This window comes from Shewanella sp. AS1 (assembly GCF_021412565.1).
Classification (GTDB): domain Bacteria; phylum Pseudomonadota; class Gammaproteobacteria; order Enterobacterales; family Shewanellaceae; genus Shewanella.
The window spans coordinates 26767-39843 of record NZ_JAKCLJ010000004.1; the positions used below are offsets into that span (position 1 = coordinate 26767).

The 13077-nt window shown below is 48.5% G+C and carries 13 protein-coding genes and 8 tRNA genes; 17 read left to right on the top strand and 4 right to left on the bottom strand.

Annotated features, from left to right (window positions below; genetic code table 11):
• Positions 1-225: 225 nt before the first annotated feature.
• Complete coding sequence (locus LZP69_RS07495; RefSeq protein ID WP_234199615.1) at positions 226-549, bottom strand: hypothetical protein; 324 nt, start codon at positions 547-549, stop codon at positions 226-228.
• Positions 550-807: 258 nt separating this feature from the next.
• On the opposite strand from LZP69_RS07495, the gene LZP69_RS07500 reads away from it, so the two are divergent.
• The 13 genes from LZP69_RS07500 (at position 808) to LZP69_RS07560 (ending at position 6595) form a co-directional block, all read left to right on the top strand.
• The gene (locus tag LZP69_RS07500) at positions 808-1962 is read left to right on the top strand and encodes an FAD-dependent monooxygenase (RefSeq protein ID WP_234199894.1); all 1155 of its coding nucleotides are present in this window, start codon (positions 808-810) and stop codon (positions 1960-1962) included.
• Positions 1963-2078: 116 nt separating this feature from the next.
• Complete coding sequence (pth, locus tag LZP69_RS07505; protein ID WP_234199616.1) at positions 2079-2669, top strand: aminoacyl-tRNA hydrolase; 591 nt, start codon at positions 2079-2081, stop codon at positions 2667-2669.
• Positions 2670-2751: 82 nt separating this feature from the next.
• Positions 2752-3843, top strand: coding sequence for a redox-regulated ATPase YchF (gene ychF, locus LZP69_RS07510; RefSeq protein ID WP_234199617.1), 1092 nt, complete (start codon positions 2752-2754; stop codon positions 3841-3843).
• A gap of 292 nt (positions 3844-4135) precedes the next feature.
• Positions 4136-4212 (top strand) — tRNA-Met (locus tag LZP69_RS07515).
• Between the two features lie 132 nt (positions 4213-4344).
• Positions 4345-4429 (top strand) — tRNA-Leu (locus LZP69_RS07520).
• Positions 4430-4482: 53 nt separating this feature from the next.
• A tRNA-Gln gene (locus tag LZP69_RS07525) sits at positions 4483-4557 on the top strand.
• 31 nt (positions 4558-4588) lie between these two features.
• Positions 4589-4663, top strand: a tRNA-Gln gene (locus tag LZP69_RS07530).
• A 17-nt stretch (positions 4664-4680) separates the two neighbouring features.
• Positions 4681-4757, top strand: a tRNA-Met gene (locus tag LZP69_RS07535).
• A 214-nt stretch (positions 4758-4971) separates the two neighbouring features.
• A tRNA-Leu gene (locus LZP69_RS07540) sits at positions 4972-5056 on the top strand.
• Positions 5057-5108: 52 nt separating this feature from the next.
• A tRNA-Gln gene (locus tag LZP69_RS07545) sits at positions 5109-5183 on the top strand.
• An 82-nt stretch (positions 5184-5265) separates the two neighbouring features.
• A tRNA-Leu gene (locus LZP69_RS07550) sits at positions 5266-5350 on the top strand.
• A gap of 366 nt (positions 5351-5716) precedes the next feature.
• Positions 5717-6172 (top strand): hypothetical protein, encoded by a 456-nt coding sequence (locus LZP69_RS07555; protein WP_234199618.1) that lies wholly within the window; start codon positions 5717-5719, stop codon positions 6170-6172.
• A 12-nt stretch (positions 6173-6184) separates the two neighbouring features.
• Positions 6185-6595, top strand: a complete 411-nt coding sequence (locus LZP69_RS07560; protein ID WP_234199619.1) for a hypothetical protein — start codon at positions 6185-6187, stop codon at positions 6593-6595.
• A gap of 99 nt (positions 6596-6694) precedes the next feature.
• Here LZP69_RS07560 and LZP69_RS07565 read toward each other — a convergent pair whose 3' ends face one another.
• From LZP69_RS07565 to lolB, 3 genes are all read right to left on the bottom strand, one after another.
• On the bottom strand, positions 6695-7642 hold the full coding sequence (locus LZP69_RS07565) for a ribose-phosphate pyrophosphokinase (protein WP_234199620.1): 948 nt from the start codon (positions 7640-7642) through the stop codon (positions 6695-6697).
• A 65-nt stretch (positions 7643-7707) separates the two neighbouring features.
• A complete protein-coding gene (gene ispE / locus LZP69_RS07570; RefSeq protein WP_234199621.1) occupies positions 7708-8562 on the bottom strand; it encodes a 4-(cytidine 5'-diphospho)-2-C-methyl-D-erythritol kinase in 855 nt (284 codons plus the stop codon).
• Between the two features lie 4 nt (positions 8563-8566).
• Positions 8567-9229, bottom strand: coding sequence for a lipoprotein insertase outer membrane protein LolB (gene lolB, locus LZP69_RS07575; protein WP_234199896.1), 663 nt, complete (start codon positions 9227-9229; stop codon positions 8567-8569).
• Positions 9230-9500: 271 nt separating this feature from the next.
• Here lolB and hemA point away from each other — a divergent pair, with 271 nt between their 5' ends.
• The 4 genes from hemA (at position 9501) to LZP69_RS07595 (ending at position 13075) form a co-directional block, all read left to right on the top strand.
• Positions 9501-10751, top strand: a complete 1251-nt coding sequence (hemA, locus tag LZP69_RS07580) for a glutamyl-tRNA reductase (protein ID WP_234199622.1) — start codon at positions 9501-9503, stop codon at positions 10749-10751.
• Between the two features lie 13 nt (positions 10752-10764).
• Positions 10765-11850: a peptide chain release factor 1 gene (gene prfA / locus LZP69_RS07585; RefSeq protein ID WP_234199623.1), complete on the top strand. Its 1086-nt coding sequence runs from the start codon at positions 10765-10767 to the stop codon at positions 11848-11850.
• Between the two features lie 10 nt (positions 11851-11860).
• Complete coding sequence (gene prmC, locus LZP69_RS07590; protein ID WP_234199624.1) at positions 11861-12703, top strand: peptide chain release factor N(5)-glutamine methyltransferase; 843 nt, start codon at positions 11861-11863, stop codon at positions 12701-12703.
• 135 nt (positions 12704-12838) lie between these two features.
• Positions 12839-13075 carry a hypothetical protein gene (locus LZP69_RS07595; RefSeq protein ID WP_234199625.1) on the top strand — a complete coding sequence of 79 codons (237 nt, stop codon included), beginning with the start codon at positions 12839-12841 and terminating at the stop codon, positions 13073-13075.
• Positions 13076-13077: the final 2 nt, after the last annotated feature.

A 13077-nucleotide genomic window follows, 5' to 3' on the forward strand; every position in this document is an offset into this window, starting at 1 on the left:
GATAGTCGAGTCTGCTGTTTTCGAATACAAGCTAGCCATAACTTTGTTTGTTATGGCTATTTTCACTTAAAACGATCTACGGCCTAAGGATGGCCTCTTTAGCGAGTCGTACCATCAACTACCCATCCAGATTGGTATTACTGGAAAAATAGCGCGACATTTTACCCTCTGAGCTTCGCTCTGGCTAGCGTTTGCGCGTTTTATCTGAGAAATTACTTTGTTGCATTATTTTGGCGCTGAGTTGTTTGCGTCAATAACTGCAGCCACTTCAGGTAGGTTCATATCCAGACTGGCTGTAAAATCCTCATACATTTCTTGAGTGCTAATCTGGGCTTGAGTATGGATGCTGGAATTGATCTCCATTCTAAATTGAGTTAGCAATTCAATCGTATATTGATATAGGGCATAATCCAGTGGTGAACGGTAGGTTATAGTCATAGTTTCCATAGGAACGATTTTTTTCTCTGCAGAGGTCGCTGTCTCGGCGGATACCATTAAGGGGGAGATGGCTAGGCTGCACAGTAAACCAGCTAGAATGGCGTTTTTCATGGGGCTCTCCGTAACACAATAGCAAATGATAAATCGAATGATTTCGCTTTTCTTGAAGCTCAAGGTCAGTGTAGAAAAGAAACCCAGGCGGTGAAGTGTGCTTTGTAACCAAGTGTAATCCTTCTGTCAGTCTGTAATATTTGTACACTTAATACATACTTTAGACACATTTATTCAGGATTATAGGGAGTGAGTTTTAGGGTGAGTGAGAATGAAAACCGAAACCTAACTCAGGATGTGGTTATCTTAGGCGGCGGCATGGTCGGTGCCGCCACGGCTATTGGGCTGGCAAAGCTGGGGTTGGATGTTGTCTTGGTAGAGGCCTATGAGCCCAAGGCGTTTAGCCCGGAGCAGCCGCTGGACTTGCGGGTTTCCGCCATCAGCGTTGCCTCGGAGAAATTGCTGGCGGATATGGGCGCCCTAGAGACAATTCAATCAATGCGCCAGGTGGCCTATAAGGGATTAGAGACCTGGGAGATGGAGGGGTTTATTACCCGTTTCCATAGCGATCAGATAGGCGCATCGCATCTTGGACACATAGTTGAGAACCGGGTGATCCAGCTGGCCCTGTGGCAGGAGTTTGCCAAATACCCCAATCTGCACCTTATCTGCCCTGCTAAAGTGACCCAGTTTGAGCGCATTGATGACGGTATTTCGCTGACGCTCTGTGTGGATGGGGCCGACAGCCAGGCTCGTTTGCGCTGTCGCCTCTTGGTGGGCGCCGATGGTGCCAACTCCCAAGTTCGCCAGTGGGCGGGCATAGGTGTCACAGGTTGGGATTACGCCCAGGCGGCCATGTTAATTAATATCGCGACCCAGACGCCGCAGCAGGATGTTACCTGGCAGCAGTTTACGCCCAAGGGGCCAAGATCCTTATTGCCACTGCCGGGCAAGCATGCCTCCTTGGTTTGGTATGACGACGCCAATCGTATAGCTCAGCTTACCTCTTTAAGCCACTCGGCGCTGAAAGAGCAAATTAATAAAGCCTTTCCCAAGCGTCTGGACAGAGAGTTCAGTGTGCTCTCCCAGGGCAGCTTTAAGCTTACCCGCCGTCATGCGGATAGGTACTTTGATGATAACCTAGTGCTCCTTGGCGATGCGGCCCATACCATCAATCCGCTGGCGGGGCAGGGCGTGAATTTAGGCTTTAAAGATGTGACCGCCTTGATTGCGTGTTTATCCGACGCGATTGAGAAGCAAGCACCTTGGTGGAATAAGGCGCTGCTGGCTCAATATCAGGCGAAGCGTTATCGGGATAATCAGCTGATGATGACGACTATGGATCTGTTCTACGCCAGCTTTAGCAATGATATTCTGCCATTAAAATGGCTGCGTAATTCGGCCCTCAAAGTGGCTGATATCGACTCTCCTATTAAGAAAAAAGTCCTCAAATACGCCCTAGGATTGGAATGATAACCCCGCTCCTCTCTCAGCGTTAATCGGCTTGAGGGCGCAGGATTTGTTGCCGGGGCGATAGAGTGCTAAAATGCCGCGTTTTTTATGGGTCGGCGAGATTAGGCGCAAGGGAAATGAGTAAGATTAAACTGATTGTTGGGCTGGCTAACCCAGGCGAAAAGTATGAACAGACTCGGCATAATGCCGGCGCTTGGTATGTTAATGAGCTGGCCCGAGTATGTGGTGTTTCCCTGGTGGCCGAGAGTAAATATTTTGGCTTAACGGCGAGGGCAATCCTCTTTGGTCATGACGTGCGTCTGCTTATTCCAACCACTTTTATGAATCTGAGTGGCAAGTCTGTTGGCGCGCTGGCGAACTTTTTTCGTATTGCCCCCGAAGAGATCTTGGTGGCTCACGATGAGCTGGATATGCCGCCCGGTGTGGCTAAATTTAAACTCGGTGGCGGCCACGGTGGCCATAATGGATTGAAAGACATTATTGCCAGCCTAGGGAACGATAAAGGCTTTTATCGGCTGCGTATCGGTATAGGTCATCCAGGTGATAAGAGTCTGGTCAGTAACTATGTGCTGGGCCGTGCGCCGCAGGCCGAGCAGCGTTTGATTGAAGAGGTGGTCGATGAAGCGGTCCGTGCCACCGAAACCTTATTTAAAGAAGATATGAGTAAGGCGATGCACAGGTTGCATTCCTTTAAAGCGGGTGAGTAAGAGATAGTCGGATTATTCCGGCGGCAGTGAATAGCATTATTATTGGTCTGGCCGATAATATTTTTGAATTAAAGGTAAAAGTATGGGTTTTAAATGTGGCATCGTTGGCCTACCAAACGTAGGTAAATCGACTCTGTTCAATGCGTTAACTAAGGCGGGTATCGAAGCATCCAACTTCCCGTTTTGTACCATTGAACCCAATACGGGCGTAGTGCCTGTGCCGGATCCACGCTTAGATGCGTTGGCTGAAATTGTGAAACCTGAGCGGATTTTACCCACCACTATGGAATTTGTGGACATTGCCGGCCTGGTTGCGGGCGCATCTAAGGGCGAAGGTCTAGGTAATAAGTTCCTGGCCAATATCCGTGAAACCGATGCGATTGGGCATGTGGTACGTTGTTTCGAAGATGACAATATTGTGCACGTGGCCAATAAGGTGTCGCCAGCGAGCGATATCGAAGTGATCAACACTGAGCTGGCCCTGGCGGATTTAGATTCTTGTGAGCGAGCGATTCTACGTCAACAGAAGCGCGCTAAGGGCGGCGATCAAGAAGCCAAGTTTGAAGTCAGCGTATTAGAGAAGATGCGTCCAGTGCTGGATGAAGGCAAGATGCTGCGCTCGATGGAGTTGACTAAGGAAGAGATTGCTGCAGTTAACTACCTCAACTTCCTCACGTTAAAGCCAACTATGTATATCGCCAACGTGGCGGAAGATGGATTTGAAAATAATCCCCATCTGGATGCTGTGCGTGAGATCGCCGCCAGCGAAAATGCGGTCGTGGTTGCCGTGTGTGCCGCGATTGAATCTGAGCTGGCTGAGATGGACGCAGAAGATCGTCAGGAGTTTATGGCGGATCTGGGCTTGGATGAGCCAGGCTTAGATCGCGTTATCCGCGCTGGTTACCAGCTGCTGAACCTGCATACCTATTTTACCGCAGGTGTTAAAGAAGTGCGTGCCTGGACTGTACCCGTTGGTGCCTGTGCGCCTCAGGCTGCAGGTGTGATCCACACCGACTTCGAGCGTGGTTTTATCCGTGCTCAGGTGATGTCTTATGACGATTTTATCCAATATAAGGGTGAAGCGGGTGCTAAAGAAGCGGGTAAACTGCGCGTCGAAGGCAAGACCTATGTCGTTAAAGACGGCGATGTAATGCACTTCCTGTTTAACGTCTAATCCGGCGTTCTTTGCTTGCTTCAATCTCGCTTCATTTTGATATGAAACGAGTGATAAAACAGCCCAATAAAGTCGTTGGACTGTTTTGTTTTTCGGCTGCTTCTCGTCTCTGAATCGAGCGGCAGACGGCGCTTTTATGGCATAGGCTGCATAAGGGCTGCTCAGTTTGGTGAGTTTATAAGCGAATGGTTCACAGAGTTTCAATTAGCGAAAAAAAGCTGTTGACCTGCCTACGCTGAATAAGCATAATACGCCCCGTTCCTCGGTAAGAGGGGCATAAACTAATATAGATGGCAATGTAGCTCAGCTGGTTAGAGCACAGCACTCATAATGCTGGGGTCGCAGGTTCAAGTCCCGCCATTGCTACCATCTATCCAAGGTGAAAAACTTGGGATGTCGAATCGAGACGTAAAACACGATGCGAGATGGTGAAATTGGTTGTTATATGAATACGCCAGATTTCATTATCTTAATCGTCTAAATCGAGACGTAAAACACGATGCGGGAGTGGTGAAATTGGTAGACACGCCAGATTTAGGTTCTGGTGCCGCAAGGTGTGAGAGTTCAAGTCTCTCCTCCCGTACCATTATTTTAAGTTAGAGATATGAGTGACTGTCTTTAACTGGAAGCAAGATTGATTGGGGTATCGCCAAGTGGTAAGGCACCGGGTTTTGATCTCGGCATTCCTAGGTTCGAATCCTAGTACCCCAGCCATTTTCTTATATTTCCTTTGCTTCACAATTTTTGGGGTATCGCCAAGTGGTAAGGCACCGGGTTTTGATCTCGGCATTCCTAGGTTCGAATCCTAGTACCCCAGCCAATTTTGAAAGACAATGTGGCAATGTAGCTCAGCTGGTTAGAGCACAGCACTCATAATGCTGGGGTCGCAGGTTCAAGTCCCGCCATTGCTACCATCTTTTCAGATGTAAAATCGAAAACGTCTAAATCGAGACGTAAAACACGATGCGAGATGGTGAAATTGGTTGTTATATGAATACGCTAGATTTCGTTATCACAAACGTCTAAATCGAGACGTAAAACACGATGCGGGAGTGGTGAAATTGGCTGTTATATGAATACGCTAGATTTCGTTATCACGAACGTCTAAATCGAGACGTAAAACACGATGCGGGAGTGGTGAAATTGGTAGACACGCCAGATTTAGGTTCTGGTGCCGCAAGGTGTGAGAGTTCAAGTCTCTCCTCCCGTACCATTATTTTAAGTTAGAGATATGAGTGACTATCTTTAACAGAGACAAGATTGATTGGGGTATCGCCAAGCGGTAAGGCACCGGGTTTTGATCTCGGCATTCCTAGGTTCGAATCCTAGTACCCCAGCCATTTTTATCATCTGTTCCGGATGTAAAACAGGAATCGTCTCAATCGGGAGATAAGCCCGAAATAAAGAGGCGGAAAATACAATGCGGGAATGGTGGAATTGGTAGACACGCCAGATTTAGGTTCTGGTGCCGCAAGGTGTGAGAGTTCAAGTCTCTCTTCCCGTACCATTGTATTGATGCAATGAGCCTGTCGACAAGACGGGCTTTTTTGCATCTGTAGGATAGTGATAAAGCTTTACTTTGGAAGCAGATTTAGGTTCTGTTTTCTTGGTAAAAGCAAGGTGTGAGAGTTCAAGTCTCTCTTCCCGTACCATTGTATTGATTGAATAAGCCTGTCGATAAGACGGGCTTATTTGTTCCTGTAAATCTCAATATTCCTCATATAATCAACATTTCCAATATCTTCTACATTTTCTCGAACATTTTTCCAGCTTAGTCATTATCGTTTTAGGATTCACTTTCAAGTGGTCAGTGGTATCTGGTGGATGTTAAAGAGTTGTGATAGCATTTTTGATTCCACGGGGAGTGAATGCTATGAAAGTTAAAACATTATTCTGCAGCCTGAGCATGATGCTAAGTCCTTTGCTGATGGCGCAGCCAAGTCCGTTATCCATCAAGGAAAGCGTAAAATTTAAATCTTCAGATCGTTATATTCGCGCCGTTCATCAGGAGATAGAAACCCGTAACATAGGGCTGGATAAAACCCGTTATGCCATTCTGATGGGGATGCTCAAAACTAGGGGCTTTGCCTGGATTTATGATGGCGAGGGGGAGGGCTATATCCTGGCGCGCTTCGATTATCGCGGTGACACCAATGTGATGCGTATTGAGTATGATGAGTCTTTAGTGCAACTGAAATACCAAGATGCTCTGGGGGATTTTCAGTGTGAAAACCTTATAGAAGGGATCTGCTACAAGAATGACCGAGGTTATTACAATTACATCAAAAATCTCAGGGCAAGTATCGCCCAGCAGCTGCAACATCTATAAGGAAAACAGAAGATGAAAAATCGCGTTTTAGGAATGCTTCTGGCTCTTATCTTTGTCAGTCCGTTGCAGGTAAAGGCATTGCATATCTACCAGGATCCAATTCCCGTCGGTGATTATGTGGCAGATCTCGATAATATGCTGGACAAGGCGGTTGCCCGTAATCATTGGTTTTTCGAACGTCAGGGCGATAAACGCTTCGCTAGACTCGACTATAAAGGTTATAAAATTAATGTGGCGCTGTTAGAGACTCCAGAGGGGATCGCTGTGAGCTTGATTGACGCTAATCGTGATGGCTGTGGTAAAAGCCAGTGTGAAGTGGATATGAATAGAGTGACTGGATGGTTAGTCAAACTGCGGCGTACTATCGCCTATGATCTGACCCTGGCGGTGCGGGACGATGCGCTGCGTCGTACATTGGACTAGCCATGTTTAGATAGCACTATGAGTTAACAGGCACAGGTCTTAAGTCAGAGCAACAAAAAAGCCACTCAAAGGAGTGGCTTTTATATTCGCAGTGGATAATTACTGCTTAAACATTGCCGAAATAGACTCTTCGTTGCTTACACGACGAATTGCTTCGGCCATAACCGCTGACATGGTTAATTGAGTCACTTTGTCTAAAGCCGCGATTTCAGCTGATAGTGGGATGGTATCGGTCACAATCACTTCGTCGATAACAGATTCGGCGATATTCTTCGCAGCGTTTCCAGAAAATACTGGGTGAGTTGCGTAAGCAAATACACGCTTGGCACCGTGCTCTTTAAGGGCTTCAGCAGCTTTACATAGCGTACCGCCAGTGTCGATCATGTCATCGACTATGATACAGTCGCGGCCTTGAACATCCCCGATAATGTGCATTACTTGGGCAACGTTAGCCTGTGGGCGGCGCTTGTCGATAATCGCAAGATCTGAGTCATCCAGCAGTTTAGCCACGGCACGCGCACGTACTACGCCACCTATGTCTGGAGAAACGACCACAGGATTATCCAGTTTCTTACCTAGCATATCTTCAAGCAACACTGGACTACCAAAGACGTTATCAACAGGGACATCGAAGAAGCCTTGGATCTGCTCGGCGTGTAGGTCACAGGTCAAGACGCGGTCAACGCCGACGCTTGACAGGAAGTCGGCAACCACTTTGGCAGTGATAGGAACACGAGCACTACGAACACGACGATCCTGACGTGCATAACCGAAGTAAGGAATAACCGCTGTGATACGACCAGCCGATGCGCGACGCAATGCATCGACCATCACGATAAGTTCCATCAGGTTATCGTTGGTTGGTGCACAGGTAGATTGAATGATAAATACATCCGCCCCACGTACATTTTCATTAATCTGGACACTGATTTCACCGTCGCTGAACACGCCAACATCTGCGTCTCCAAGTTTACAAAATAGTCGATCGGCGATCTTCTTTGCGAGACTAGGGGTTGCGTTACCGGCAAATAGTTTAATGTCAGGCACTGTATGGACCTCAGGCGTATGCTGTATTTAATGGTTGGGATAAACAGCCGTTATCCCAGATGATTTTAACACTGCGCTAGGCGCAACATTAGTGGTGATTTATTTGTCCCTTTAGCGACGAAACCTTGCATACTCGCGGGCATCTTGGCAAAAACAGCCTCAGCTTGCGCTTGAGTATCGAATACGCCAAATACACAGGCGCCGGTTCCGGTCATACGAGACGGCGCATATTCTATCAGCCACGCCAATGCTTTGGCAACTTGAGGGTGAAGTTGGCAGACCAGTTGCTGACAATCGTTGTGCCAGTCCTTGTTCATTAAATCTGCCAGGGTTAGCTTAGGGGTATTGCGGGGCAGATCTGGGTGTTGAAATACGGCCGCCGTGGAAACATGGGCATCGGGGGTTAATACCAGATACCAGGATTCAGGTAGATCAACAGCAATCAGCTTTTCACCAACCCCTTCGGCAAATGCGGCTAAACCATTAATAAAAACAGGGATATCAGCTCCGAGCGTCAGACCGATTTCGCTAAGCTCTGCATGAGATAATCCGGTCTCCCACAACTGATTAAGGGCAACGAGTGTGGTTGCGGCATCGGATGAACCGCCACCGATCCCACCGCCCATGGGCAGAACTTTGTCTAAAAAGATCTCGGCGCCTAAGGTGGTTCCTGTGTGTTGCTGGAGGGATTTTGCAGCTTTGAGAATTAAGTTATCGCTATCGGTGACAGTGCTGCTCATCTGGGAGTGGAGTTTCAGCTCGCCGCTGTCGTTGATGATAAAGTCCAAGTTATCGCCGTGATCGATAAATTGAAACAGGGTCTGCAGTTCATGGTAGCCATCATCGCGGCGTCCATTAATATGGAGAAACAGGTTAAGTTTGGCTGGTGCTGGCCAGCTATCAGAGCGTGTTGTTTTCATGGTGTTATTCATTTCGAACCGAGTTTGAATACTTGTGGGACGTGTCGATGTCGGTCAGCGCCTGCCAATGGTTTATCTGAATTTTCAGCTGCAGGTCGCCCCGCGTCAACTCGAGTAATCTGGGCAGCTCAGCGCCACTTTGAGTTTGCCAGCGCTTAAAGGTGATCTGCCAGGGGAGGTTGGCTGCATTTTCGGTTGTCCACGATTGCATCACTTTGGGCCTGGACTGGGCATCTTTGCTAATGATGAGATCCTTTTCTCCTGCCTGCCCTGTGATCCACAAAGGGAGTTTGTTGATGGGGATAGACCAGCCGGTTAATTCTTGCAGCAGTTGCTCGGCATCTTGGGCTTGATAGGTTTTATCATCCAGCATGAGGGTGGCGCCCTTGGCGGAGTCATCCAGCGACAGTAGGCTGGTGCCTAACATGGAGGTGAGGCGTAGCTTGTCTTCCTGCTCGCTGTGCAGCCAATATAAGTTAGTGCTAAATTTATCTTGCGGTGTTTTGAGTGCCAGTTTGCCTTGCATCTCCCAGGCTGAGGCTTGATCGACGCTCTCTACCAAGGTAGGCACTAGATTAGTTTTGGGCTGACTGCTACAGCCAGCCAGAACAAACACAGGCAGAAGCAGTAGAAGGGTAAATTTTGTGAAATAGTTCAAATTATTTATCTGTTACTGAAATAACCTGTGCCTATCATACGAGGGCTAGATCTAAATACCAATGTCATTTGGAAAATTTCCATAAAGCCTGCAAGGACGCTGTCGCAAGACAATCCTTGCTATCACTGAATTTGTTGTGTTTCGGCAAAGGTTTAATTGGAAAAATGGGTAAGAAACAAGATTATTATTCGGTTTTGTTAAGCGTATTCTGTTTTTAAGTGACTCAATTCAGTAGAATGAGTGCCAATAAGTGTGATGCCTAGAGACCAGAAAGAGTCAGATGAGCCTAGTAGCAATCGGTATTAACCATAAAACAGCCACCGTAGACCTACGCGAAAAAGTAGCGTTTGCGCCTGATAAAATTCATGAAGCGATGAAGAGCCTAGCTAGTCATACCCAGACTGGCGAAGCTGTGATTGTCTCGACCTGTAACCGTACCGAGCTTTACTGTAATACCGGTGAAGCCCAGACAGTGATCAAATGGTTAGAGGATTATCATCAGCTGAAACATGAAGATGTTGAGCCCTGTCTGTATCAGTATCAGGGGCAGCAGGCTGTGCAACATCTGATGCGTGTCTCTGCGGGTCTCGATTCGCTGATCTTAGGTGAGCCGCAAATTTTAGGTCAGGTTAAGCAATCATTTATGAAGGCCAAAGAGGCTGGAACCGTTGCTGTCACCGTAGACCGTCTGTTCCAGAATACCTTCTCTGTGGCAAAGAAAGTGCGCACCGAAACTGAGATCGGCGCCGCCGCCGTGTCGGTCGCTTTCGCTGCGGTCAGCATGGCTAAACATATTTTCTCGGCGCTCAGCAGTACCAAGGTGCTGCTTATCGGTGCTGGTGAGACGATTGAGCTGGTGGCCCGCCATCTGAAAGACAATGGTGTCGAGGCGATGACAGTGGCAAACCGGACTATTTCCCGCGCCGAAGCCATGTGTGAAGAGTTTGGTGCCAAGGCAATTACGCTCGAACAGATCCCAGAGTATCTCCCTAAAGCAGATATCGTGATATCCTCTACTGCTAGTCCATTGCCTATCTTAGGTAAGGGCATGGTAGAAAAAGCGCTGAAACAGCGTCGTCATCAACCTATGTTATTGGTTGATATAGCAGTTCCTCGTGATATCGAGGCTGAAGTCGGGGATCTGGATGATGCCTTCCTCTACACGGTTGACGACCTGCAAAGCATTATTGAGCAGAATATGGCCTCAAGACGAGAGGCCGCCGAGCAAGCTGAAGTAATTGTCGAAGAGGAATCTCATCATTTCATGGAGTGGATCCGCTCATTGGAGTCGGTCGACAGTATCCGTGAATATCGCACTGGAAGCATGGCGGTAAAAGATGAAGAGGTCGAGCGTGCGATCAATAAGTTAGCCCAGGGGGCTGACAGTGAGAAAGTCATACTCGAACTGGCGAATAGATTGACCAACAAGTTGATCCATGCCCCGACTCAGGCGTTGACTGCGGCCAGTCGCCGTGGTGACTTAAACAGCCTAGGACAATTACGCGCAGCACTTGGATTAGATAAAGACTAAGGTTAGCGTTGCAATGAAGGACAGTGTGATCCGCAAGCTAGAAGGCTTGCTTGAGCGTAATGAAGAAGTATTAGCGCTACTTAGTGATGCCGGCATTATTGCCGACCAGGAGCGTTTTCGCGCTCTGTCCAAAGAGTATTCACAACTCGAAGATGTGGTTAAAACCTTTAAAGCCTTTCAGCAGGCTGAAGAAGATCTTGAATCGGCTAATGAGATGCTCAGCGAAGATGATCCTGAGCTTAAAGAGATGGCTCAAGAGGAGATCAAGTTAGCGAAAGCGACCCTGGCCAGCCTCGAAGATGAGTTACAAATCCTACTTCTGCCTAAAGATCCCAAAGATGATAACAACGCTTTTGTCGAGATCCGTGCCGGTGCCGGTGGTGACGAAGCGGCGATCTTTGCGGGTGACCTCTACCGTATGTACAGTCGTTACTGTGAAGCCAATCGCTGGCAAATTGAGGTGATGAACGCCAACGAAGGCGAGCATGGTGGTTTTAAAGAGATCATCATCAAAGTCAGCGGCGAAGGTGTTTACGGCAAGCTTAAGTTTGAATCCGGCGGTCACAGGGTACAGCGCGTACCTGAAACAGAATCCCAGGGCAGGGTGCACACATCCGCCTGTACTGTGGTGGTGATGCCAGAGATCCCAGAGGCCGAAGCGATTGAGATCAATCCCGCCGATCTGAAGGTAGACACCTTCCGCGCATCTGGCGCCGGTGGTCAGCACGTTAACAAAACCGACTCGGCTATCCGTATTACCCATATTCCATCGGGCATAGTGGTCGAGTGTCAGGATCAGCGCTCGCAGCATAAGAACCGCGCCCAGGCCATGAGCGTTCTGGCGGCACGTATTCAAGCGGTGGAAGATGAAAAGCGTCGCAGTGAAGAGGAATCGACCCGCCGCAACTTAGTGGCTAGTGGCGATCGCTCTGAACGGATCCGCACCTATAATTTCCCCCAGGGCCGCGTGAGCGAACATCGCATCAACCTGACCCTGTATCGCTTAAATGAAGTGATGGAAGGGGATCTGAATACGATTATCGAACCCTTAATGCAAGAGAATCAGGCCGATATGTTGGCCGCCTTAGGCGAAGATTAAAGGAAGTACTTTGTTTAACACCTTAGCAGAAGCCCTCGATTGGGCTTCTTCTCAATTCGGCGCTGTCTCAGACACGGCCAAACTGGATGCAGAAGTGATCTTGCTGCATGTGATCCATAAGCAGCGCAATCATCTCTATACTTGGCCGGACGAACGACTGACGGTGCAGCAGGCCAGCGACTTTAAACAGCTGGTGGCTCAGCGTGCGCTTGGCAAGCCGATCGCCCATATCGTCGGTGAGCGTGAGTTCTGGTCACTGCCCTTTAAGGTCAATCCGACCACACTTATTCCTCGTCCCGATACCGAGATCTTAGTCGAAACGGCGCTCAATCTGCCGCTGGCCGATAATGCCAAGGTGCTTGACTTGGGTACAGGTACGGGAGCCATTGCTTTGTCTCTGGCCTATGAGCGTCCAAGCTGGCAGGTGACTGCGGTCGATAAGATTGCCGAAGCCGTGGCGCTGGCCGAAACCAATCGGGATAACCTTAAGCTGCCTCAGGTTGAGGTGCTGCAGAGTGATTGGTTCGATGCGATAGAGGAATATGACTTCAATCTTATCGTCTCTAACCCGCCCTATATCGATGAGGACGATGAGCACTTGTCTCAGGGGGATGTGAGGTTTGAGCCTCAAAGCGCTCTAACCGCAGGTATGCAAGGTTATGCGGATCTGTTTCATATCGCTCAGGCGGCGCGGGATTATCTGGCACCGGGCGGTTATCTGCTGCTGGAGCATGGTTTTGAGCAGGCATTAAGTGTCCGTCAGAAGATGATTGAGCTGGGTTATGAGGCGGTCGCGACAGTCAGAGACTTTGGCAGTAACGACAGATGCACCTTAGGCCGCTGGCCAAGGTAGTGCTAAATAGACTCGTTTATTAAAACGCCATTGGAGTTATTCCAGTGGCGTTTTTGTTTTCGCCAGTCGTGCATTTTACCATTTGGCTTAAATGGGCTAAGTTGGAACTTGCGGTTTTAAGCAAGGGAGTGAACCATGCGAATGATAGGCATGCTGCTGGCGCTGTTGATTATCGGGTATATGATTTATCAACAGCTAGGGGGCGGGAGTCAGATGAACACCCAGACTGAATTAAGCAAAGATCAAAATGGCGCGCCTCAGGTACCGAGCGATCCTAAGAAGCTCAAGCAGTTCGAGCAAGACATGGATGAGTTTATCAAACAGCAAGAGGAAAAACGCAAGCAGGCGTTAGAGGAAGCCCAGAAGCAATAAAG

Coding starts and splice junctions, on each gene's coding strand:
- LZP69_RS07495 (WP_234199615.1), bottom strand. CDS start 549: ATGAAAAACGCCATTCTAGCTGGTTTACTGTGCAGCCTAGCCATCTCC.
- LZP69_RS07500 (WP_234199894.1), top strand. CDS start 808: ATGGTCGGTGCCGCCACGGCTATTGGGCTGGCAAAGCTGGGGTTGGAT.
- pth (WP_234199616.1), top strand. CDS start 2,079: ATGAGTAAGATTAAACTGATTGTTGGGCTGGCTAACCCAGGCGAAAAG.
- ychF (WP_234199617.1), top strand. CDS start 2,752: ATGGGTTTTAAATGTGGCATCGTTGGCCTACCAAACGTAGGTAAATCG.
- LZP69_RS07555 (WP_234199618.1), top strand. CDS start 5,717: ATGAAAGTTAAAACATTATTCTGCAGCCTGAGCATGATGCTAAGTCCT.
- LZP69_RS07560 (WP_234199619.1), top strand. CDS start 6,185: ATGAAAAATCGCGTTTTAGGAATGCTTCTGGCTCTTATCTTTGTCAGT.
- ispE (WP_234199621.1), bottom strand. CDS start 8,562: ATGAAAACAACACGCTCTGATAGCTGGCCAGCACCAGCCAAACTTAAC.
- hemA (WP_234199622.1), top strand. CDS start 9,501: ATGAGCCTAGTAGCAATCGGTATTAACCATAAAACAGCCACCGTAGAC.
- prfA (WP_234199623.1), top strand. CDS start 10,765: ATGAAGGACAGTGTGATCCGCAAGCTAGAAGGCTTGCTTGAGCGTAAT.
- LZP69_RS07595 (WP_234199625.1), top strand. CDS start 12,839: ATGCGAATGATAGGCATGCTGCTGGCGCTGTTGATTATCGGGTATATG.